Source organism: Streptomyces sp. NPDC043878, from assembly GCF_056435735.1.
In genome coordinates this window covers 67,292-89,553 of the sequence record NZ_JBWKDW010000018.1, presented here as the reverse complement: position 1 = coordinate 89,553, position 22,262 = coordinate 67,292, and the positions used below count along the sequence as shown (strand labels likewise).

The following is a 22,262-nucleotide window of genomic DNA, read 5'->3' as shown; positions in this document are numbered from 1 at the left end:
CCGTGGACCGCGCGGGCCGTCTCACGGGGCGCTCGCCGAAGACGACCGGGACGCCGAAGGCGAAAGGGGCGGGGAGGGAGACAGGGAAGGGGAGGCGGAGATCGCGGGAGTGGCCGTGGCGGACCGGTGCTTGGCGTGCTTCCCGTCCCCGGTGCGCAGCATCTCGTCGTGCGTCAGCAGCATCAACCGCTGCTCCGGGTCCCAGGTCCACTGGAACCGGTACTCGTAGGCCGGGATGTCGGACGGCGAGCGGATGATCACAGACCGCCCCGCCAGTTCGACCCCGGTGACCGCGTCGTCGTTGGACATCACCTGGACCAGTCGTCCCGACCGGAAGGTGTAGACCCGCACGGCCGTCTGGTTGCCGGGCAGCAGCCGGAAACCCAGCGCGAGGTCGTCCCGCCCGTCACCGGTGAGGTCGCGGTAGTACGCCTTGAGGACGGGGCACCCGGTGCCGGTCGCGGCCGTAGCCGCTGTGTTCCCGGCAGCACCTCCCACGCCTCCGGCCGTCGCTTCGCCGCCCGTCCCCGTCCCGCCGCAGTCGTCCATCCGGCGGACCGTCTCGCGGTACGTGGCCTTGGGGCCGGTGTACGCGGCCGGGTGCCGGCGGATCTCCGCGCGGACGACGGCCACCGGGTCCACCCGGTGGATGTCGTCGCCGGGAGCGGTGATGCCGCGGACGAGTTCCGACTCCCCGTCCTCGTAGTCCCAGGCCGGGCTTGAGGCGGGCCGCAGGTCGGGCCACAGCTTGTCGGGACCGGTCGCCGTCGGGGTGGCACCCGCCGCGTGCAGCCCGCCGCCGTCGCCGCAGCCCACGGCGCCGACCAGCAGGACGGCGACCGCGGCGGCGGCGTGGACAAGGTGGCGGGGCGGCACTGTGCTCCTGGGACTCGGCGGCGGGCGGGGGGCTGCGCCTTGGCGGCCTCGCACACCTTAATTCGTACGGACGTCCTTTTTGCGCCACGGTCCGCCTCCCGGGACACACCGCCCCCCAGAACTGCGAGGAAACGATTGCTCGCCTACTCGGTGAGCTCCTCCAGGAGCCGGGCCGTCGCCAGCCCTGTCCGCAGGTACTCGACGAAGAGCTCGTTGTGCAGTGCCCAGGGCGAGCGGCGGGTCCGGATCAGCCGGATCGCCTCGTCGCCGGAGTGTCCCAGGCGGACCAGCGCGTGCGCGACGACCAGGCCGGAGCGGTTGTACCCGTGGTAACAGCGCACGAGGACCGTGCGACCGTCGTCCAGCGCGTCGCACGCCGCCTGCGCCAGGCGCATCACGCCCGCGAGCTGCGTCCCGTCCAGCGGACCGTCCGGAATCGGCCACACATGGTGCTCGACGCCCGGGTCGGGCCCGTGCCCGGGAAGCCTCAGCAGGGTCAGCACCAGATCGAACTGGTCCCGTACGACCGCGAACTCGACCTGTCCCGGCGGCCCCCTGAACTCGTGCCCGCCCATCCACAGCCCCGGCACGATCTCGCTCCACGGGCTGTCCGGAGCCGGTACGTCGGATTGCTTCCCGCGCGTCCGCAACGGCGCCTCCTCGGGGCCCGGCCAACTCCTTACAAAGGTAGCCGGGTTCTTGCCCCTGGAGCACCCCGCCTGTTCCCATGGTCGTGGGGTGATGGTGCATGAACCAGCTGCGCGTCATACCGACCTGGCGACACGGCCGGGAACGGCTGTACGTCTGTCTCAGGGACGGCAGGAACATCGCCTGGTACGACCGTGAGGCCGCCCGGGTCAACCTGCTGAGCGAGGACCGCCGAGAGGACGTCCTCGAAGCCCTCGGGCCCTTCCTCACGGGCCAGGTCGCGGTGGGGCCGCCCCCCGTCCCGACCCCGGCGGAGCTCGCCCGCCTCTCCCTCCACCCCGACGACGACCTGGCGCCCAACCGCCCGGGCGAGGCGCTCCAGGTCGCCCTGGACCGGGACCCGGGCCCGCCGCACCGGCTTCGCCCCGACCCCCGCCGCCGGGCCCTTCTGGCGGAACAGACGGTGGGGGAGATGCTGGACCACCTGGACGGCGCGGGCTGGCACGCCCTGCACTCCGTCCCGCTCCCCGGCGGGGACCGCATCCACCACCTGGTGATCGGCCCCGGCGGCCTCTTCGCGATCCACACGCTGTACGCCCACAAGTCCCGGGTGACCGTCGCGGACCCCGTGGTCGCGCTGGGCCGCCGCGACACGAGCCCGGTCCTGCGCCGCGTCCGCGCCGACGCCGACCGGGCCTCGTACGCCCTCACGGCCGAGGTCCACCCGGTCCTCGCCCTCGTCGGCCCCGCGAACGTCACGATCACCACCGAGCCCCGTGACGTGCGCGTCCTGACGGACACCGGCATCGCGGCCCTGGCGGGACTCGGCGGAGTCCTCAAACCGGCGGATGTGGAATCCCTCCACGCGACGGCCCGCGACCGCCAGACGTGGGTACGCGTGTGAGGAGGCTGTCGGCGGCGCGGGCGGCGTGGGCGGCGTGGGCGGCGTGGGCGATGCCGTGCCGGGTCGGCTCAGTCAGCCCGTCCGGCGTCTGAGGACGAGGCAGACAGGGCCCCTGTCGGCCCTGTCTGCCACCTCACCACCTCAGGCCGGGCACCGCACCACTCTCGGCCGGGCACCGCACCACTCTCGGCCGGGCACCGCACCACTCTCGGTCGGGCACCGCACCACCTCCGGCCGGGCACCGCACCACCCCTCACGGCAGCGGACGCGCACCGTCAGGATCGAGCAGCGCACCCAACAGGTCACCCGACTCCTCCACGCGAGCCGCGATGTCCTGCGCCCGGAACGCCAGCCGCGCGGGCACCCGGCACTCCTCGACCTCGCCCCACGTCACCGGCGCCGACACCCACGGCTCGGCCCGCGCCCGCAGCGTGTACGGCGTCGCGGTCGTCTTGCGGGCGGCGTTCTGACTCCAGTCGACGAACACCTTCCCGGGCCGCAGGCTCCGCGTCATGCGGTGGACGACGAGGTCGGGCAGAGCCTTCTCCGCCTCGACCGCGAGTTCCTTCGCGTACTCGGTGGTCCGCTCGGAGGACGCCGAGCGCACCGCCGCCAGCAGGTGCAGCCCCTTCGACCCGGAGGTCTTGGCGTACGCCTCGATGCCGTCCGCCGCCAGCCGCTCCCGCAGCCACAGCGCGACCCGGCAGCAGTCGACGACGGTGGCGGGCGGCCCGGGGTCGAGGTCGAGGACGATCCGGTCGGCCTCGCCGGGCGCGTCGACGACCCACTGGTGCGTGTGGAACTCGGTGACCAGGTTCGCGGCCCACATCAGGCTCGGCAGGTCCTGCACGAGCACCATCCGGGCCGGCCCCTCCGACCGGGGCACCTCGACGGTGGTGACCCAGTCGGGCGTACCCGGCGGAACGTTCTTGGCGAAGAAGACCTGTCCGCCCGGCCCGTCCGGATACCGCAGGAAGGACACCGGCCGGTCCCGCAGGTGCGGCAGCAGCACGCCGGCCGTGGTCGCGTAGTAGTGCAGCAGCTCACCCTTGGTGAACCCGGTCGCGGGATACAGCACCTTGTCCAGGTTGCTGAGCGCGAGCCGCCGTCCCTCCACCTCTGTGATCGGCGTCATACGATGAGAATCCCACGCATACGCCAACAGAACGGCGGAAACTGATCGAAAGGGTGCGGCACGTGCGATCCATCTGGAACGGCGCCATCTCGTTCGGCCTGGTCAGCATCCCCGTCAAGCTGATGAACGCCACCGAGAGCCATTCGATCTCGTTCCGCCAGATCCACCTGGAGGACGGCGGCCGCGTCCGCTACCGCAAGGTCTGCGAGCTGGAGGACCGCGAGGTCAGCGGGTCGGAGATCGGCAAGGCGTACGAGGACGCGGACGGCACGGTCATCCCGATCACGGACGACGACCTGGCCCACCTGCCGCTCCCGACTGCGAAGACCATCGAGATCGTGGCGTTCGTGCCGGCCGACCGGATCGACCCGCTGCAGATGGACACCGCCTACTACCTCGCGATGGGCGGCGCGCCGGCGGCGAAGCCGTACACCCTGCTGCGGGAGGCGCTGAAGCGCAGCCAGAAGGTGGCGGTGGCGAAGTTCGCGCTGCGGGGACGGGAACGACTCGGCATGCTCCGGGTGGTCGACGACGCCATCGTCCTGCACGGTCTGCTGTGGCCGGACGAGGTGCGCCCCCCGCAGGGCGTGGCACCCGACACGAAGGTCACGGTCAACGACAAGGAACTCGACCTCGCGGACGCCCTGATGGACACCCTCGGCGAAATCGACCTCGACGACCTGCACGACGAATACCGCGAGGCCCTCGAAGAAGTCGTCGCCGCGAAAGCCGCAGGCGAAACCCCACCGGAGGCCCCGCACCCCCCGGAGGGTGGCAAGGTCCTCGACCTGATGGCAGCCCTGGAAAAAAGCGTGCAGGCGGCAAGAAAACCAAAATCCCCAGCCCCGGAAAACGAAGCAGAGGTAAGAAGCCTCCCCCAGACCAAAAAGACCACGAAGCCACGAAGAGCCAAAACCCCTCCACCCCCAAAAAAGAAGCCCTCCCCCCACCACCACCCGGCGTAACCCCCGCACCCCGCAACACCCGCCAGGAACCCACGCAACCCCCGTCGATCACGTCGCTCGCCTACGACGTGTCCCACATGAACGCGGAGTTCGAAAACAAGACGATGGTGTGGGGGAGCCCCCACACCGCACCACTGAACACAACTGACGGAGTCAGTCACTTTCCAGGGGAACCCGGCGGTACGAGCGGTGTCACACAAGGTCACCCTCCAGGGGCCCGTGCCCGCCCGCAACCCCATGACTGACCCGACCGTAAGGGGCTCCCGCGGCCCCCGTAGTCTCGTCCCTTCGAATACAGGGGCGGGGGCGTTGACGCGATGGCGAAGCCGGTACGAGCAGCACTGGGCGAGGTCTGGCTCACCTGCCAGGTCTGCGAGGGAGACCTGTTCCGGGAGCGGGGCATCCTGCTCAACAGCGCGGGCATGGAGTTCATGAAACTGGCCTGGGCCGACGAGAACGCCACCGGCCTGATCTGCTGGCGATGCGGATACGTCCACCTCTTCGTCAACAAGGACATAAAGCTGTACCGAGCAGACAAATAGCGCCAACGCGGCGGCCAGGTGGGCGCGGTAGTCGTAGTGATCGCCGTGGTAGCAGTCATCGTCCTGTACGCATCCGACGCCCACCGCCCCACGCGGACACGACCCACATCCGACGGCGCGCCAACTCGTCCCGGCCTGGCCACACTTCGCTGAGGCCGGCACCCGCCTGCCCATACGCGAAGACCCCGTCCTCAGCGTTCTCGCTGATGGCGGGGTCTTTAGGCACCTTCTTCAAGGTGCCCCCGGCAGGATTCGAACCTGCGCACACGGCTCCGGAGGCCGTTGCTCTATCCCCTGAGCTACGGGGGCGTGTCGGTCGCGGTGTTCGCGGCGACGGGTAGAACCCTACCAGCTCGTCCGGGGTGGTCATGAACGGGTTTTGGTGCGTCGCGGGGTGGTCGGGGAGGTCACGGGTGGGGCCTGCGGGACGGGCGGTTCGACGGCTCCGGAGGGGGGAGGGGCGGAAGTGGGGAAAAGCCGGACGCGGTGGCCGGTCCCCACCTACTCTCGAGTTGTGCCAGGCGCTTCGGGCCGGGTGCTTGTTGTGGACGACAACAAGGTCATCCGGCAGTTGATCAGGGTCAATCTCGAGCTTGAGGGGCTTGAGGTCGTGACCGCGGCCGATGGTGCCGAGTGTCTGGATGTCGTGCATCAGGTGCGCCCCGATGTGGTCACCCTCGATGTCGTGATGCCCCGTCTGGACGGTCTCCGGACCGCCGCCCGGCTGCGTTCCGATCCTCGGACCCGTCACCTTCCCCTCGCCATCGTCAGCGCCTGTACGCAGTACGAGGTCGAGAGCGGACTCGACGTGGGCATCGACGCCTTCCTCGCCAAGCCCTTCGAGCCCGCCGAACTCGTGCGGGTCGTACGGCAGTTGGTGGAGCGGACACGAAACGGACCGGCTGCGGACGGTGCGGCGTCGGTGGTCGGGGGCGGCGACGTCCTCGACGTGTCGGAGGCCGAACGCCCCGACCCCGCCGATCGACACTCTGAGCGACACGCCGAGGGGCCTGATCGACACACCGAGCGGGCCCCGCACGGAGAACGAGCCGGTCAAGCCGGCGGTTGAGCCGTCGACCGAGGACCAAGCACCAAGGACCGAGAACCGATGGGAATCGGCCATCGACCGCCACCGTCGGCCGTCGCCATCGACCATCGGCCGCCACCGCCACCCCCTGCCTCCCACCACCCCCCGTCCACATCCCAAACCACCTCGCGCCCCCACCCCCCTCCTCCCCTACGCTGGTCCCGTGACCCCCGTCGAGCTGTCCCGTACCGTGCTGGGCGCGGTGCGTCGTGCCGTGGACGGGGGGGAGCTGCGCGTGCCTGTTCCCGGGCGGGCTGTCGTGACGCCTCCGGGGGCCGGGGGGTGTGGTGACTACGCGACCAACATCGCGCTTCAGCTGGCGCGGTCGGCCGGGCGGGCGCCGTTGTGGGTCGCCGAGGTGGTGCGGGGGCATCTGATCGGCGCGCCCGGCATCGCCGACGTCGTCGTCACCGGGGCGGGGTTTCTCAACATCAGCCTGGAGCGCACCGCCTCCGCCGGCCTCGTCGGGGAGATTCTGCGGCTCGGGCCGCGGCGGTACGGGTTCGCCGCGGCGCCCACCGGGCAGCTCGTGCGGCTCCACGCGGCCCACGAGGTCCGTGCCCTCGTCGTCGCCGAGGTCACCGCGCGTCTGTTGCGCTCGCAGGGCGCCCTCGTCCGCACCACCTGTGACGCGCGGCCCGAACCGCGGTGGACCGACGGACTCGGCCTCGAAACCGACGCCTACCCCACCCCGCGGTCACTGTCACCCCTGCCGCCGCCGCACTCCCCCCCGTCGCCACCCCTCCCGCCGTCACAGTCACCGCTGCCGCAGTCACCCCTCCCGCCCTCACCTCCCTCGCCCTCCCCCCAGTACGTCAGCGTGACGCCCGTGCCGGCCCCCGCCGACCCCGTTCCGCTCGGTCGGGACGCCGGACGGTGGGCGTTGCTGCACCCCGCCGCGCACGACCGGCCCCGTATCGGTGACGAGCACCTCGTCCAGCGTGAGAGCAACCCTCTCTTCCGCGTCCGGTACGCGCACGCCCGCACCCGGGCCCTCAGCCGCAACGCCGACGACCTCGGCTTCGCCGCCGAACCCGGGCCCACCCCCGGCGCCGAAGCGCTGCTCGCCGTTCTCGCCGATCACCCCCGGGTCCTCGGCGCCGCCGCGGCGCACCACGCCCCCGACCGCCTCGCCCGGCACCTCGTCACCGTCGCCGATGCCGCGCTGCCCTTCCTGCTCACCGTCCTGCCGTACGGCGAGGAGAAACCCTCGGCCGCCCACCGCGCCCGGCTCGCGCTCGCCGAAGCGACCGGGACGGTGCTGGCCGGCGGCCTGACCCTGCTCGGTATCGACGCACCCGACCACCTCTGATCAGAGCCTTCGCACCGACACCCCGGGTACCCCGGGAGGTATCGGTGCCAAGGGCCGCGACCGACCGCGAGACACAGAGAGTTACCCAAGAACATGAGCCGTTCCGCACACCCCGCCGGGCCCCGTCACGCCGACGTCCTGCCCGAGGGCCACTACGCCGCCCCGGCCGCCGACCTCAACGCCCTGGACCCCAAGGTGTGGGCGCAGACCGTCGGGCGGGACGCCGACGGGGTCGTCCGCGTCGGCGGTGTCGACGTCAAGAGCCTCGCCGAACAGCACGGCACCCCCGCCTACGTCGTAGACGAGACGGACTTCCGGGCCCGGGCCCGCGCCTGGCGCGGCGCGTTCGGGACGGATGCCGACGTCTTCTACGCCGGCAAGGCGTTCCTCTCCCGCGCGGTCGTGCGCTGGCTGCACGAGGAGGGGCTCAACCTGGACGTCTGCTCCGGCGGCGAACTCGCCACCGCGCTGTCCGCCGGGATGCCGGCCGACCGCATCGCCTTCCACGGCAACAACAAGTCGCCGCGGGAGATCGAGCGCGCCATCGAGGCCGGGGTCGGGCGGATCGTCCTCGACTCGTTCCAGGAGATCGTCCGCGTCGCGCACCTCGCGCAGTCCCTCGGGAAGCGGCAGCGGGTGCAGATCCGTGTCACCGTCGGCGTCGAGGCCCACACGCACGAGTTCATCGCGACGGCCCATGAGGACCAGAAGTTCGGCATCCCGCTCGCCGGCGGCCAGGCCGCCGAAGCGGTACGGCGGGCCCTGCAGCTCGACGGACTCGAACTCATCGGCATCCACAGCCACATCGGGTCCCAGATCTTCGACATGTCCGGCTTCGAGGTCGCCGCCCACCGGGTGGTCTCGCTGCTGAAGGCGATCCGCGACGAGCACGGCGTGGAGCTGCCCGAGATCGACCTCGGCGGCGGCCTCGGCATCGCCTACACCAGTTCCGACGACCCGCGTGAGCCGCACGAGATCGCGAAGGCGCTCACGGACATCGTGACCCGTGAGTGCGAGGCGGCGCGGCTGCGCACCCCCCGGATCTCCGTCGAGCCGGGGCGGGCCATCGTCGGCCCGACCGCGTTCACGCTCTACGAGGTCGGCACGATCAAGCCGCTCGACGGGCTGCGGACGTACGTCTCCGTCGACGGCGGCATGTCCGACAACATCCGGACCGCGCTGTACGACGCCGAGTACAGCGTGGCCCTGGTCTCCCGCACCTCCGACGCCGAGCCGATGCTCGTGCGGGTGGTCGGCAAGCACTGCGAGAGCGGTGACATCGTGGTGAAGGACGCGTTCCTGCCGGCCGACCTGGCACCGGGTGACCTGATCGCCGTACCGGCCACGGGTGCGTACTGCCGTTCCATGGCCAGCAACTACAACCACGTGCCGCGGCCGCCGGTCGTCGCCGTGCGCGACGGCGAGGCGCGGGTCATCGTCCGCCGCGAGACGGAGGAGGACCTCCTGCGCCTCGACGTCGGGTGAGTCACCCGCTCTGGAAATCGCCGGCGGAAGATCTCCTGTCTTTCCCCCGGGTACAAATGAAATAGATATCTCATATTCCGGACGAGGGATAGAAACTCCCGTCCGGTGAGTGAGACTGGTCCCACCGATGACGGTATGAGGAAACGAGGTCGGATGATGCGTACGCGTCCGCTGAAAGTGGCGCTGCTGGGCTGCGGAGTGGTCGGCTCAGAGGTGGCCCGCATCATGACGACGCACGCCGACGACCTCGCCGCCCGGATCGGAGCGCCCGTGGAGCTCGCGGGCGTGGCCGTCCGGCGGCCCGGCAAGGTCCGGGACGGCATCGACGCGAGCCTGGTGACCACCGACGCCACCGCCCTCGTCAAGCGCGGGGACATCGACGTCGTCATCGAGGTCATCGGCGGTATCGAGCCGGCCCGGACCCTCATCACCACCGCCTTCGAGCACGGCGCCTCCGTCGTCTCCGCCAACAAGGCCCTGCTCGCCCAGGACGGCGCGGCGCTGCACGCGGTGGCGGAGGAGAACAGGAAGGACCTCTACTACGAGGCCGCCGTCGCCGGTGCCATCCCGCTGATCCGGCCGCTGCGCGAGTCCCTCGCCGGCGACAAGGTGAACCGGGTGCTCGGCATCGTCAACGGCACCACCAACTTCATCCTCGACAAGATGGACTCGACGGGCGCGGGATACCAGGAGGCGCTCGACGAGGCCACCGCCCTCGGGTACGCGGAAGCCGACCCCACCGCCGACGTCGAGGGCTTCGACGCCGCCGCCAAGGCCGCGATCCTCGCCGGCATCGCCTTCCACACGCGGGTGCGCTTCGACGACGTCTACCGCGAGGGCATGGCCGAGGTCACGGCCGCCGACTTCGCCTCGGCGAAGGAGATGGGCTGCACCATCAAACTGCTCGCCATCTGCGAGCGGGCGGCCGACGGCGGCTCCGTCACCGCGCGCGTGCATCCCGCGATGATCCCGCTCAGCCATCCGCTGGCCTCCGTGCGCGGCGCGTACAACGCCGTCTTCGTGGAGTCCGACGCCTCCGGACAGCTCATGTTCTACGGGCCCGGTGCCGGCGGCGCCCCCACCGCCTCGGCGGTGCTCGGCGACCTCGTCGCCGTCTGCCGCAACCGGATCAGCGGGTCCACCGGCCCCGGCGAGTCCGCGTACGCGGCCCTGCCCGTGTCGCCCATGGGCGAGGTCGTCACGCGCTACCACATCAGCCTCGACGTGGCGGACAAACCGGGTGTTCTCGCCCAGGTCGCGACCGTGTTCGCCGAACACGGGGTCTCGATCGATACGGTTCGCCAGCAAGGCAAGGACGGCGAGGCATCCCTGGTCGTCGTCACCCATCGTGCGTCCGACGCGTCCCTCACCGGGACCGTCGAGGCGCTGCGCAGCCTCGACACCGTGCGGGGTGTCGCCAGCATCATGCGGGTTGAAGGAGAGTAACCAGCAATGACCCACCAGTGGCGCGGAATCATCGAGGAGTACCGGGACCGGCTGCCGGTGTCCGACGCGACGCCGGTCGTGACGCTCCGCGAGGGCGGCACGCCCCTCGTGCCCGCGCAGGTGCTCTCCGAGCGCACCGGCTGCGAGGTCCACCTCAAGGTGGAGGGGGCCAACCCGACCGGGTCCTTCAAGGACCGCGGCATGACGATGGCGATCACCCGGGCCAAGGAGGAGGGCGCCAAGGCCGTCATCTGCGCCTCCACCGGGAACACGTCGGCGAGCGCCGCCGCGTACGCCGTGCGCGCGGGTATGGTCTCGGCCGTCCTCGTGCCCCAGGGCAAGATCGCGCTCGGCAAGATGGGCCAGGCCCTCGTGCACGGCGCGAAGATCCTCCAGGTCGACGGCAACTTCGACGACTGCCTCACGCTCGCCCGGTCGCTGAGCGACAACTACCCTGTGGCGCTGGTCAATTCGGTCAACCCGGTGCGCATCGAGGGGCAGAAGACCGCGGCCTTCGAGATCGTCGACATGCTCGGGGACGCCCCCGACATCCACGTCCTGCCGGTGGGCAACGCGGGCAACATCACCGCGTACTGGAAGGGGTACACGGAGTACGCCGCCGACTCCGTCGCCTCGCACACCCCGCGGATGTGGGGCTTCCAGGCGTCGGGCAGCGCCCCGATCGTGCGGGGCGAGGTCGTCAAGGACCCCTCGACCATCGCCACCGCCATCCGGATCGGAAACCCCGCCTCCTGGCAGTACGCCCTGGCCGCGCGGGACGAGTCCGGTGGCCTCATCGACGAGGTGACGGACCGTGAGATCCTGCGCGCCTACCGGCTGTTGGCCGCGCAGGAGGGTGTCTTCGTGGAGCCGGCGTCCGCCGCGTCCGTCGCCGGACTGCTGAAGGCCGCCGAGCAGGGCAAGGTCGACCCGGGCCAGCGGATCGTGTGCACCGTCACCGGCAACGGCCTCAAGGACCCCGACTGGGCCGTCGCGGGAGCGCCGCAGCCGGTCACCGTCCCGGTCGACGCCGTCACGGCCGCCGAGCGCCTCGGCCTGGCCTGAGCGTCCCGCGCGCGGGGACCGGCCGGTCCCCGCGCCGGGGGGAATCCCCGTCGGGGGTGCACAGGGGGCTTACGACACGCATCGTGCGCCTCCTGTGCGCCCTATGTCGCCACAGAACCTTCCTTCGATAAGCTGTACCGAACCCGCCCGCCGCATATGCCCTCGCATATGGCTCGGCACCGCGCCGTCTCCACGGCCCGAGGGTCCTCATCAGGTACCTATCGAATGTCATTCGACAATCCCGCAGCTCAAGGAGAGTCATCGAAAGATGGCCGGTCCCGCTTTCCGCGCCGCCGCCGTCCGGGTGCGCGTTCCCGCCACCAGTGCCAACCTCGGCCCGGGCTTCGACGCCTTCGGCCTGTCACTGGGGCTCTACGACGACGTGGTCGTCCGCGTGGCCGACTCCGGGCTGCACATCGACATCGCCGGCGAGGGCGGCGAGACGCTCCCGCGCGACGAGAGCCATCTGCTCGTACGGGCCCTGCGCACCGCCTTCGACCTGCTGGGCGGACAGCCGCGCGGCCTTGAGATCGTCTGCGCCAACCGCATCCCGCACGGCCGCGGCCTCGGCTCCTCCTCGGCCGCCATCTGCGCCGGAATCGTCGCCGCGCGCGCGGTGACCATAGGCGGCGAGTCCAGGCTCGACGACGCCGCGCTGCTGGAACTCGCCACCGAGATCGAGGGCCACCCCGACAACGTCGCGGCCTGTCTGTTCGGCGGGTTCACCCTTTCCTGGATGGAACGCGGCGCGGCGCGGGCGATCAGGACGGACCCCGCCGATTCCATCGTTCCGGTGGTTTTCGTGCCCGGAAAGCCGGTACTGACGGAGACGGCGCGCGGACTGCTCCCGCGCACCGTGCCGCATGTCGACGCCGCCGCCAACGCGGGCCGCGCCGCCCTGCTCGTCGAGGCCCTCACCCGGCGTCCCGAACTGCTGCTGCCGGCCACCGAGGACCGTCTCCACCAGGAGTACCGCGCCCCGGCGATGCCGGAGAGCGCCGCGCTGGTGGAGCGGCTGCGGGCCGACGGGGTGCCCGCGGTGATCTCCGGCGCCGGCCCCACCGTGCTCGCGCTGGTCGACCGCGAGAGCGCCGACAAGGTCGCCCATCTGGCGGGCGAGGGCTGGGCCGCGAACAGGCTCGAACTCGACGCAGGGGGAGCGAGTGTGCTGCCGCTCGCGCCCGTCAGTGTCCATTAGCAGCGCGCGGTCACCGGATTTCGAGAGGGGGAATGTTTGTTGGATCCGGTAGTGTTAATCTCAAGTCTGCACCCGACCCCACCATGGCGAGGTGCTTCGTGTCCCCGTCCGGGACAGACATTCTTCCGGGAGCCTCCCAAGTCGCACTGTGTTCCGTATGTCGTACGTGGGCAGTACGCCGTACGCGGGCACTGAGCGACCTGCCGGGCACGCTCCGGAACCGGTGCGACCAAGCCGCGTGACACGGACACTCAGTGCCACGGCTCAGGGAAACGCCGTCACCACATTCCTCCGCCGTCCAGGCGGACCACCGCCCCGGCACGGTCCACACAGCAAGGACCGAAGCCGGACAGCACAAACGGTCGCCGAGCCAGACAGGCCGACGTCCGCTCCAGGGAAGGACCCTTCGTGAGCGACACCACCGATCTGATGGGCGCGCGTGTCGAGGAGACCGCTGCCGCGCCCGCCCCGGACGCCTCCGCGCCTGCCACCGGTGCCGGCTCCCGGCGGCGCCGTGGTACCGGCCTCGACGGCATGGTGCTGGCCGAGCTGCAGCAGGTCGCCTCGGGCCTCGGCATCAGGGGCACCGGGCGCATGCGCAAGAGCCAGCTGATCGAGGTCATCAAGGAGGCGCAGGCCGGGGGCTCTGCCCAGGCCGGCGCCGAGGCCAAGGCCGACGCCGCCGAGAGCAGGCCGAAGCGCCGCGCCACCTCCAAGGCCCGTACGGGTGAGGAGGCCCCCGCCGCCGAGAAGAAGGCGCCGGCCGAGGCCCCCGCCGAGAAGGCCGTGGCCCAGCAGCAGATCGAGATCCCCGGCCAGCCGGCCGGCGGCCCCTCCCGCGACGGGGGTTCCTCCCGCGCGAGCGCGGCCGAGCGTGGGGGAGAGGCCGAGCGCGGGGGAGACGACGCCCCCGTGGAGCGCCGTCGCCGCCGTGCCACCGCCGACGCGGGCAGCCCGGAGACGGTCACCGCCGAGGCGAAGGGCGAGTCGCAGGCCGAGACGCAGGGCGACTCCGCCGACGCCGACGGCCGTCAGGGCCGGCAGAACCGCCGCGACCGTGACCGGGGCGGCCGTGACCGCGACCGCCGGGGCACCAAGGGCGACGAGCAGCAGCAGGGCGGCGGCCAGGGTGGCGGCCAGCAGCGCCCCGACCGGCAGGAGCGCCAGGACCGGCAGGACCGTCAGCAGCAGGGCGGTGGACGGCAGGACCGTCAGGACCGCCAGCAGCGCGACAACGGCCCCCAGGACGACGACGACTTCGACGGCGGACGCCGTGGCCGTCGCGGCCGTTACCGCGACCGCCGTGGCCGTCGCGGCCGCGACGAGATCGGCACGCCGGAGCCGCAGCTCGCCGACGACGACGTCCTGATCCCCGTCGCGGGCATCCTGGACATCCTCGACAACTACGCCTTCATCCGTACGTCGGGCTACCTGCCGGGTCCCAACGACGTGTACGTCTCCCTCGCCCAGGTCCGCAAGAACGGCCTGCGCAAGGGCGACCACGTCACCGGCGCGGTCCGTCAGCCCAAGGACGGCGAGCGCCGCGAGAAGTTCAACGCGCTGGTGCGCCTGGACTCGACGAACGGCATGGCCCCCGACTCCGGGCGCGGGCGACCGGAGTTCAACAAGCTGACGCCTCTCTACCCGCAGGACCGGCTCCGCCTGGAGACCGACCCGGGTGTGCTGACGACCCGGATCATCGACCTCGTCGCGCCGATCGGCAAGGGCCAGCGCGGTCTGATCGTGGCCCCGCCGAAGACCGGCAAGACCATGATCATGCAGGCGATCGCCAACGCGATCACGCACAACAACCCCGAGTGCCACCTGATGGTCGTCCTGGTCGACGAGCGTCCGGAAGAGGTCACCGACATGCAGCGCTCGGTCAAGGGCGAGGTCATCTCCTCGACCTTCGACCGTCCGGCCGAGGACCACACCACGGTCGCCGAGCTGGCCATCGAGCGCGCCAAGCGTCTGGTGGAGCTGGGGCACGACGTCGTCGTCCTGCTCGACTCGATCACGCGTCTGGGCCGTGCCTACAACCTCGCCGCCCCCGCCTCCGGCCGCATCCTGTCCGGTGGTGTCGACTCGACCGCGCTGTACCCGCCGAAGCGCTTCTTCGGTGCCGCGCGCAACATCGAGGACGGCGGCTCGCTGACCATCCTCGCGACCGCGCTCGTCGACACCGGGTCCCGCATGGACGAGGTCATCTTCGAGGAGTTCAAGGGCACCGGCAACGCCGAGCTCAAGCTCGACCGGAAGCTCGCCGACAAGCGTGTCTTCCCGGCGGTGGACGTCGACGCGTCCGGCACCCGTAAGGAAGAGCTCCTGCTCGGCAGCGACGAGCTGGCGATCACCTGGAAGCTGCGCCGCGTGCTGCACGCGCTCGACCAGCAGCAGGCGATCGAGCTGCTCCTCGACAAGATGAAGCAGACCAAGTCGAACGCCGAGTTCCTGATGCAGATCCAGAAGACGACCCCGTCGCCGGGCAACAGCGACTGACGTCAGCGCACCAGCGGACTCACCCAGGGGCCGCCTCCCGCCACAGCAGTGGCGCGAGGCGGCCCCTGGCGTTCCCGGCGGGACGCGCAGCGACGGCGGTGCGGTCACGGCCGTACGTGCGGGACGCGGGAGCGACGGCTGGGCCGTCACCGGCCGTACGTGCGGGACGCGGGAGCTACGGCGGGGCGGTCACGGCCGTACGGGCGGCAGGCGGACCGCCATGACCGTCCGTCCTTCTACACCGGCCGGCGGCCCCGCGGGCGTCTCCCGGCCCCCCGCTGACGTCGGCACGGGCGCCGGGCCCCGCACCGGAGGCGGATGCCTGTTACAAAGATCTCGCGGATGGTCTGGGCGCCGGGTTTCCCGCGGTGTGACCCCTTCGGCCGAAACCGCAGGTGAGCGCCGTCCGCCCGGGTCTCCGCGCCCACCGCGCGCGTCCCGCGCTCCCCGGAAGCGGTCACAGCGCGCCGTGCAACCCTTTGCCGAGTTCCGCTGTCTGACCAGGTGGAGCGACGCAGGTGGAGCGACGATGGAGCGGTACGCGTCGAGAGCGACCAGGCCTGACCCTGAAAACAGGGGGTATCCGACCGTACGAGATTCGAGGAGCACATGTCCGCCGAGAGCACGCCGGAACCCGGCATACCGGGTGACACCGGCACCGACGGCCCACGCCAGGGCGCCAAGGGCCGGCGCCGTAAACCCCGCGGCAAGGGCCGCAGGGGCATCGTGGTGATGGCCTGGACCGCCGCCGGCATCGTGGTCCTGGGCGGCGCCGGGGCGGGGTACCTGTACTTCAAGCTCAACGGCAACATCAAGAGCGTGGACATCGACCAGGCCCTCGGCACCGACCGGCCCACCAAGGTCGACAACGGCTCGGAGAACATCCTCGTCCTCGGCTCGGACACCCGCTCCGGCGGCAACAAGGCGCTCGGCGGGGGCGCCGACGACGGCAGCGCCCGCTCCGACACCGCGATGGTCGTGCACGTCTACCAGGGCCACAAGAAGGCCAGCGTCGTCTCGATCCCGCGCGACACCCTGATCGACCGTCCCGCGTGCACCGACACAAAGGGCGTCAGCCACGACGCCGCGTCCGGCGTGATGTTCAACTCCGCGTACTCCACCGGCGGCGCGGCCTGCGCGGTGAAGACCGTCGAGTCGCTCAGCGGCATCCGCATGGACCACTACCTGGAGGTCGACTTCTCCGGCTTCCAGAAGCTGATCGACGAGCTCGGCGGGGTCCAGGTGACCACCACCAGGGCCATCAAGGACACCGACAGCCACCTGAACCTGAAGGCCGGCACGCACCAGCTGGACGGCGAGCAGGCCCTCGGCCTGGTCCGCACCCGGCACGGCGTCGGCGACGGCTCGGACCTGGGCCGCATCCAGCTCCAGCAGGCGTTCGTCAAGGCCCTGGTCGACCAGGTCAAGCACGTCGGCCTCCTCACCAGCCCGAAGAAGCTGTACGACCTCGCCGACACCGCCACCAAGGCCGTCACGACCGACTCCGACCTGGGCTCGGTGAACTCGCTGATGTCCTTCGCGAGCGGTCTCAAGGGCATCAGCTCCTCGCACATGCACATGGTCACGATGCCGGTGCAGTACGACCCGGCGAACATGAACCGCGTCATCGTGCAGAAGGCCAAGGCCAGGCAGGTGTGGACCGCCCTGGAGAACGACCGGGCCATCCCGAGGTCCGCCACCCAGGGCAACGCCACCGGCGACGCCAAGGGCGTCGTGACCTCCCCCTAGCCGTCCTCGGCCCCTGTGCGGCCAGCGGCCACCCGGAGGCCACTCCGCGGCCGGTCGGGGAGCGGTTTCCGCGGGTCCCGGAGGCCCCCGGGAATAGATCACCGCGGCCCCCGGTTTTGGGGGATGCGCCCAGTCCTGGCAGACTGGTACGTCGGCTCCGGTTCACGCCTCCGCAATCCGCGGCTGCGACCCGGCGCCCTCCCGAAACTAGGAGACACCTTGAAGCGCGACATCCACCCCGAGTACGTCGAGACGCAGGTCAGCTGCACCTGTGGCGCGTCGTTCACCACCCGCAGCACGATCTCCAGCGGCACCGTCCGCGCCGAGGTCTGCTCCGAGTGCCACCCGTTCTACACGGGCAAGCAGAAGATCCTCGACACCGGTGGCCGTGTGGCCCGCTTCGAGGCCCGCTTCGGCAAGGCCGCCGGCTCCAAGAAGTAGCGAGCCACCAGCGCCGGTCCACGGCTGTGCCCCTCCTCGGGGTGCCCGGGGACCGGCGTTTTTGGTCGCCCGCCTTCCCTTACCGTCCGCAGTACAGGAGCCCAAGATGTTCGAGGCCGTCGAGGATCTCATCGGTGAGCACGCCGACCTGGAGACCAGGCTCGCCGACCCGGCGGTCCACTCCGACCAGGCCAACGCGCGCAAGCTGAACAAGCGTTACGCCGAACTCACCCCCATCGTCGCCACGTACCGTTCCTGGAAGCAGACCGGCGAGGACATCGAGACCGCGCGCGAGTTCGCCGCCGACGACCCGGACTTCCACGCCGAGGTCAAGGAGCTGGAGAAGCAGCGCGAGGAGTACACGGAGAAGCTGCGCCTGCTCCTGGTCCCGCGCGACCCCAGCGACGACAAGGACGTCATCCTCGAGATCAAGGCGGGCGCGGGCGGCGACGAGTCGGCCCTGTTCGCCGGCGACCTGCTGCGGATGTACCTGCGCTACGCCGAGCGCGTCGGCTGGAAGACCGAGATCATCGACGCCACCGAGTCCGAACTCGGCGGCTACAAGGACGTCCAGGTCGCCGTGAAGACCAAGGGCGGCCAGGGCGCGACCGAACCCGGCCAGGGCGTCTGGGCCCGCCTGAAGTACGAGGGCGGTGTGCACCGCGTGCAGCGGGTGCCGGCCACCGAGTCCCAGGGCCGTATCCACACCTCCGCGGCCGGTGTGCTGGTCACGCCCGAGGCCGAGGATGTCGACGTCGAGATCAACCCCAACGACCTGCGCATCGACGTGTACCGGTCCTCGGGGCCCGGCGGCCAGTCCGTCAACACCACCGACTCCGCCGTGCGCATCACGCACGTTCCCACCGGAGTCGTCGCCTCCTGCCAGAACGAGAAGAGCCAGCTGCAGAACAAGGAGCAGGCGATGCGTATCCTGCGCTCCAGGCTGCTCGCCGCGGCGCAGGAGGAGGCGGAGCGGGAGGCCGCCGACGCCCGCCGCAGCCAGGTCCGCACCGTGGACCGTTCCGAGAAGATCCGTACGTACAACTTCCCGGAGAACCGCATCTCGGACCACCGCGTCGGCTTCAAGGCGTACAACCTGGACCAGGTCCTGGACGGCGACCTCGACGCGATGATCCAGGCCTGCGTCGACGCGGACTCGGCCGCCAAGCTGGCAGCCGCGTAAGCCCCGTACACCTACCGGAGGACGAGCGTGAACCTGCTGCTCGCAGAGGTGGCCCAGGCCACCCAGCGGCTGGCCGACGCGGGCGTGCCCTCGCCGCGCAACGACGCCGAGGAGCTCGCCGCGTTCGTGCACGGCGTGAAGCGCGGCGCGCTGCACTCCGTGAAGGACTCGGACTTCGACGCCCGCTACTGGGAGGTCATCGCGCGCCGTGAGCAGCGCGAGCCGCTCCAGCACATCACCGGCCACGCGTTCTTCCGCTACCTGGAACTCCAGGTCGGCCCGGGGGTGTTCGTGCCGCGCCCCGAGACGGAGTCCGTCGTCGGCTGGGCCATAGACGCCGTCCGCGCGATGGACGTCGTGGAGCCGCTGATCGTGGACCTGTGCACGGGCTCCGGCGCGATCGCGCTCGCCCTCGCCCAGGAGGTCCCGCGCTCCCGGGTGCACGCCGTGGAGCTGTCCGAGGACGCCCTCAGGTGGACCCGCAAGAACATGGAGGGGTCGAGGGTCGACCTGCGCCAGGGCAACGCCCTGGACGCCTTCCCCGACCTCGACGGCCAGGTCGACCTGGTCATCTCCAACCCGCCGTACATCCCGCTCACCGAATGGGAGTACGTCGCCCCCGAGGCGCGGGACTACGACCCCGAACTCGCCCTGTTCTCCGGCGAGGACGGCCTCGAACTGATCCGCGGCCTGGAGCGCACCGCGCACCGCCTGCTGCGCCCCGGCGGCGTCGTCGTCGTGGAGCACGCCGACACCCAGGGCGGCCAGGTGCCGTGGATCTTCACCGAGGAGCGGGGCTGGGCCGACGCGGCCGACCACCCCGACCTCAACAACCGGCCGCGCTTCGCGACCGCCCGCCGGGCGACGCCGTGAGCGCGCCCCGAACTTCCGTCCCGCAGTACGTGTACGAGGAGGCCCGCTAGATGGCACGGCGATACGACACCAATGACGCGACCGACCGCGCGACCGGTCTGCGTGAGGCCGCCTCCGCCGTCCGCCGTGGCGAGCTCGTGGTGCTGCCGACCGACACGGTGTACGGCATCGGCGCCGACGCGTTCTCCTCCGAAGCGGTGTCCGACCTGCTGGACGCCAAGGGCCGGGGCCGCAACATGCCCACGCCCGTCCTCATCGGCTCCCCGAACACCCTGCACGGCCTCGTCACGGACTTCTCCGAGCTGGCCTGGGAACTGGTCGACGCGTTCTGGCCGGGCGCGCTCACGCTCGTCGCCAAGCACCAGCCGTCGCTCCAGTGGGACCTGGGGGACACCCGGGGCACGGTCGCCGTGCGCATGCCACTGCACCCGGTCGCCATCGAACTGCTGAACGATTTCGGGCCGCTGGCGGTGTCCTCGGCGAACCTGACGGGCCACCCGGCGCCGGAGGACTGCGACGCCGCCCAGGAGATGCTCGGCGACTCCGTCGCCGTCTACCTCGACGGCGGCCCGACCCCCGGCAACGTCCCGTCCTCGATCGTCGACGTCACCCGCGAGGTGCCGCTGCTGCTGCGCGCGGGCGCGCTCTCCGCGGAGGAGCTGCGCAAGGTGGTACCCGACCTCGAGGTGGCGAATTGACAGCCCCTGACGCGGGGCGTGGCATAGGCAACGGGGAAGAGAGGGGAAGCCTGTTCGAACAGGGACTTCCCCGCGACAGCTTCCGCATCCTCCACGTCAGCACCGGCAACGTGTGCCGCTCGCCGATCACCGAGCGGCTGACCCGTCATGCCCTGGCGGACCGGCTCGGCGACCCGTTGTGGGGCGGGCTGATCGTGGAGAGCGCCGGCACCTGGGGCCACGAGGGCGCCGCCATGGAGGCCAACGCGGAGACCGTGCTGGCCGAGTTCGGCGCGGACCCCTCCGGGTTCACCGGCCGGGAGCTGCTGGACGAGCACGTGATCAGGGCGGACCTGGTGCTGACGGCCACCCGCGACCACCGTGCCCAGGTGATCTCGATGGGGCACTCGGCGGGCCTGCGGACCTTCACGCTCAAGGAGTTCACCCGCCTGGTCCGGGCGATAGACACCGCGACCCTGCCCCCGCTGGAGGACGGCGTGATCGCGCGCGCGCGTGCACTCGTGCGCGCGGCGGCGGCGCTGCGCGGCTGGCTGCTGGCCCCGACCGCGGAGGCGGACGAGGTGTACGACCCGTACGGGGCGCCGCTGCCGTTCTTCCGGTCCATCGGGGACGAGATACACCAGGCGCTGGACCCCGTGGTGACGGCGCTGACGGGCGTCCCCGCGAAGACGTAGGCCGCGTCCGGCGCGGACGTCACGCGGGGGCGGACCCGGCCGGCCGCGGCAGCCGGGCACCGGGCCGTTGCCGGGCCTACATTGGACGTACGTCACCGTCGACGCCCCGGAGTCCACCATGTCGGTCACCCATGCCCCAGAGGCCGATGTCCTGCTGCGGCAGGACCCCGAACTGGCCGAGATCCTGCTCGGCGAGCGCGACCGGCAGTCGACGACGCTCCAGCTCGTCGCCGCCGAGAACTTCTGTTCCCCGGCCGTGCTGGCGGCCCTCGGCTCGCCGCTCGCCAACAAGTACGCCGAGGGCTACCCCGGCGCCCGGTACCACGGCGGCTGTGAGATCGCCGACGTCGCCGAACGGCTGGCGGTGGACCGTGCCAGGGCGCTGTTCGGGGCCGGGCACGCCAACGTGCAGTCCCACTCCGGGTCTTCCGCCGTGCTCGCCGCGTACGCCGCCCTGCTGCGGCCCGGTGACACCGTCCTCGCCCTCGGCCTGCCCCACGGCGGTCACCTCACCCACGGCTCGCCCGCCAACTTCTCCGGCCGCTGGTTCGACTTCGTCGGCTACGGCGTCGACGCGGAGAGCGGCCTCATCGACTACGACCAGGTGCGCACCCTGGCCCGCGGCCACCGGCCCAAGGCGATCGTGTGCGGCTCCATCGCCTACCCGCGGCACATCGACTACGCCCGCTTCCGGGAGATCGCCGACGAGGTCGGCGCGTATCTCGTCGCGGACGCCGCCCACCCGATGGGGCTGATCGCCGGGGGAGCGGCGCCCAGTCCGGTGCCGTACGCCGACATCGTGTGCGCCACCACCCACAAGGTGCTGCGCGGGCCGCGCGGCGGGATGCTGCTGTGCGGGCCGGAGCTCGCGGAGCGGGTCGACCGGGCCGTGTTCCCGTTCACGCAGGGCGGCGCGCAGATGCACACCGTCCTCGCCAAGGCCGTCGCGTTCGGCGAGGCGTCGACGCCGGCGTTCGGCGCGTACGCCCACCAGGTGGTCGCCAACGCGCGGGTGCTCGCTGCGGGGCTGGCGGCGGAGGGGCTGGTCGTCACCACCGGCGGCACCGACACCCACCTGATCACCGCCGACCCCGCGCCGCTGGGCGTCGACGGGCGCACCGCCCGCGGCCGGCTGGCCGCCGCCGGGATGGTCCTGGACTGCTGCGCGCTGCCGCACGGCGACGCCCGCGGCCTGCGGCTGGGCACCGCGGCGGTGACCACACAGGGCATGGGCGGCCCGGAGATGACCAGGATCGCCGCACTGTTCGGGCGGGTGCTGCGGGGCGGGGCGGAGAGCCAGGCCGTTCGTGAGGAAGTGCGGGAGCTGGTCGGCGGATTTCCCCCGTATCCGGGCTGAGCGGGGGTAGCCGCACGGGTGTGCGCCCCCGCCCACAGCCAGTCGTGCAACCATCGTCGCTACCCGGAAGTCCTCATACGTATGCGTCCGTCGCTAGGGTGTGGGGCTGAGATGGCCAGCGAGAC

At 71.5% G+C, this 22,262-nt stretch carries 20 protein-coding genes and 1 tRNA gene; 17 read left to right on the top strand and 4 right to left on the bottom strand.

What is annotated here, in order from left to right; translation table 11 throughout:
* Positions 1–21: 21 nt before the first annotated feature.
* Together AC07AZ_RS24450 and AC07AZ_RS24445 are read right to left on the bottom strand one after the other, a co-directional pair.
* Positions 22–876, bottom strand: coding sequence for a hypothetical protein (locus AC07AZ_RS24450; protein ID WP_478851152.1), 855 nt, complete (start codon positions 874–876; stop codon positions 22–24).
* Positions 877–1,019: 143 nt separating this feature from the next.
* Positions 1,020–1,526, bottom strand: a complete 507-nt coding sequence (locus AC07AZ_RS24445) for a protein-tyrosine phosphatase family protein (protein WP_478851150.1) — start codon at positions 1,524–1,526, stop codon at positions 1,020–1,022.
* A gap of 98 nt (positions 1,527–1,624) precedes the next feature.
* Here AC07AZ_RS24445 and AC07AZ_RS24440 point away from each other — a divergent pair, with 98 nt between their 5' ends.
* The gene (locus AC07AZ_RS24440; RefSeq protein ID WP_478851148.1) at positions 1,625–2,428 is read left to right on the top strand and encodes a nuclease-related domain-containing protein; all 804 of its coding nucleotides are present in this window, start codon (positions 1,625–1,627) and stop codon (positions 2,426–2,428) included.
* A gap of 253 nt (positions 2,429–2,681) precedes the next feature.
* Here AC07AZ_RS24440 and ligD read toward each other — a convergent pair whose 3' ends face one another.
* On the bottom strand, positions 2,682–3,563 hold the full coding sequence (gene ligD, locus AC07AZ_RS24435) for a non-homologous end-joining DNA ligase (RefSeq protein WP_478851146.1): 882 nt from the start codon (positions 3,561–3,563) through the stop codon (positions 2,682–2,684).
* A gap of 62 nt (positions 3,564–3,625) precedes the next feature.
* Here ligD and ku point away from each other — a divergent pair, with 62 nt between their 5' ends.
* Both ku and AC07AZ_RS24425 read left to right on the top strand, forming a co-directional pair.
* Positions 3,626–4,528, top strand: coding sequence for a non-homologous end joining protein Ku (gene ku / locus AC07AZ_RS24430; protein WP_478851144.1), 903 nt, complete (start codon positions 3,626–3,628; stop codon positions 4,526–4,528).
* Positions 4,529–4,845: 317 nt separating this feature from the next.
* The gene (locus tag AC07AZ_RS24425) at positions 4,846–5,070 is read left to right on the top strand and encodes a hypothetical protein (RefSeq protein WP_478851142.1); all 225 of its coding nucleotides are present in this window, start codon (positions 4,846–4,848) and stop codon (positions 5,068–5,070) included.
* 237 nt (positions 5,071–5,307) lie between these two features.
* On the opposite strand, the gene AC07AZ_RS24420 is transcribed toward AC07AZ_RS24425, so the two are convergent.
* Positions 5,308–5,379 (bottom strand) — tRNA-Arg (locus AC07AZ_RS24420).
* A gap of 205 nt (positions 5,380–5,584) precedes the next feature.
* Here AC07AZ_RS24420 and AC07AZ_RS24415 point away from each other — a divergent pair.
* The 14 genes from AC07AZ_RS24415 (at position 5,585) to AC07AZ_RS24350 (ending at position 22,137) form a co-directional block, all read left to right on the top strand.
* Positions 5,585–6,139 carry a response regulator gene (locus AC07AZ_RS24415; protein ID WP_478851140.1) on the top strand — a complete coding sequence of 185 codons (555 nt, stop codon included), beginning with the start codon at positions 5,585–5,587 and terminating at the stop codon, positions 6,137–6,139.
* Between the two features lie 181 nt (positions 6,140–6,320).
* Entirely contained in the window at positions 6,321–7,469 is a 1,149-nt protein-coding gene (gene nrtL / locus AC07AZ_RS24410) for an ArgS-related anticodon-binding protein NrtL (RefSeq protein ID WP_478851138.1), read from the top strand.
* 93 nt (positions 7,470–7,562) lie between these two features.
* Positions 7,563–8,954 carry a diaminopimelate decarboxylase gene (lysA, locus tag AC07AZ_RS24405; protein ID WP_478851136.1) on the top strand — a complete coding sequence of 464 codons (1,392 nt, stop codon included), beginning with the start codon at positions 7,563–7,565 and terminating at the stop codon, positions 8,952–8,954.
* Between the two features lie 153 nt (positions 8,955–9,107).
* On the top strand, positions 9,108–10,400 hold the full coding sequence (locus AC07AZ_RS24400; RefSeq protein ID WP_478851134.1) for a homoserine dehydrogenase: 1,293 nt from the start codon (positions 9,108–9,110) through the stop codon (positions 10,398–10,400).
* A 6-nt stretch (positions 10,401–10,406) separates the two neighbouring features.
* Complete coding sequence (gene thrC / locus AC07AZ_RS24395) at positions 10,407–11,465, top strand: threonine synthase (protein WP_356033007.1); 1,059 nt, start codon at positions 10,407–10,409, stop codon at positions 11,463–11,465.
* Positions 11,466–11,733: 268 nt separating this feature from the next.
* Complete coding sequence (gene thrB, locus AC07AZ_RS24390) at positions 11,734–12,663, top strand: homoserine kinase (protein WP_478851131.1); 930 nt, start codon at positions 11,734–11,736, stop codon at positions 12,661–12,663.
* 408 nt (positions 12,664–13,071) lie between these two features.
* A complete protein-coding gene (gene rho / locus AC07AZ_RS24385) occupies positions 13,072–15,162 on the top strand; it encodes a transcription termination factor Rho (RefSeq protein WP_478851129.1) in 2,091 nt (696 codons plus the stop codon).
* Positions 15,163–15,771: 609 nt separating this feature from the next.
* Entirely contained in the window at positions 15,772–16,911 is a 1,140-nt protein-coding gene (locus tag AC07AZ_RS24380) for an LCP family protein (RefSeq protein WP_478851127.1), read from the top strand.
* 219 nt (positions 16,912–17,130) lie between these two features.
* Positions 17,131–17,352: a 50S ribosomal protein L31 gene (rpmE, locus tag AC07AZ_RS24375; RefSeq protein ID WP_016438250.1), complete on the top strand. Its 222-nt coding sequence runs from the start codon at positions 17,131–17,133 to the stop codon at positions 17,350–17,352.
* A gap of 106 nt (positions 17,353–17,458) precedes the next feature.
* Positions 17,459–18,535, top strand: coding sequence for a peptide chain release factor 1 (gene prfA / locus AC07AZ_RS24370; RefSeq protein WP_478851125.1), 1,077 nt, complete (start codon positions 17,459–17,461; stop codon positions 18,533–18,535).
* 27 nt (positions 18,536–18,562) lie between these two features.
* Positions 18,563–19,408 carry a peptide chain release factor N(5)-glutamine methyltransferase gene (gene prmC / locus AC07AZ_RS24365; protein ID WP_478851123.1) on the top strand — a complete coding sequence of 282 codons (846 nt, stop codon included), beginning with the start codon at positions 18,563–18,565 and terminating at the stop codon, positions 19,406–19,408.
* Between the two features lie 50 nt (positions 19,409–19,458).
* Complete coding sequence (locus AC07AZ_RS24360; protein WP_478851121.1) at positions 19,459–20,106, top strand: L-threonylcarbamoyladenylate synthase; 648 nt, start codon at positions 19,459–19,461, stop codon at positions 20,104–20,106.
* On the top strand, positions 20,103–20,780 hold the full coding sequence (locus AC07AZ_RS24355; RefSeq protein ID WP_356033028.1) for an arsenate reductase/protein-tyrosine-phosphatase family protein: 678 nt from the start codon (positions 20,103–20,105) through the stop codon (positions 20,778–20,780). The genes AC07AZ_RS24360 and AC07AZ_RS24355 overlap by 4 nt, the downstream gene beginning before the upstream one ends.
* Positions 20,781–20,898: 118 nt before the next feature.
* Positions 20,899–22,137, top strand: coding sequence for a serine hydroxymethyltransferase (locus AC07AZ_RS24350; RefSeq protein WP_478851119.1), 1,239 nt, complete (start codon positions 20,899–20,901; stop codon positions 22,135–22,137).
* Positions 22,138–22,262 lie beyond the last annotated feature (125 nt).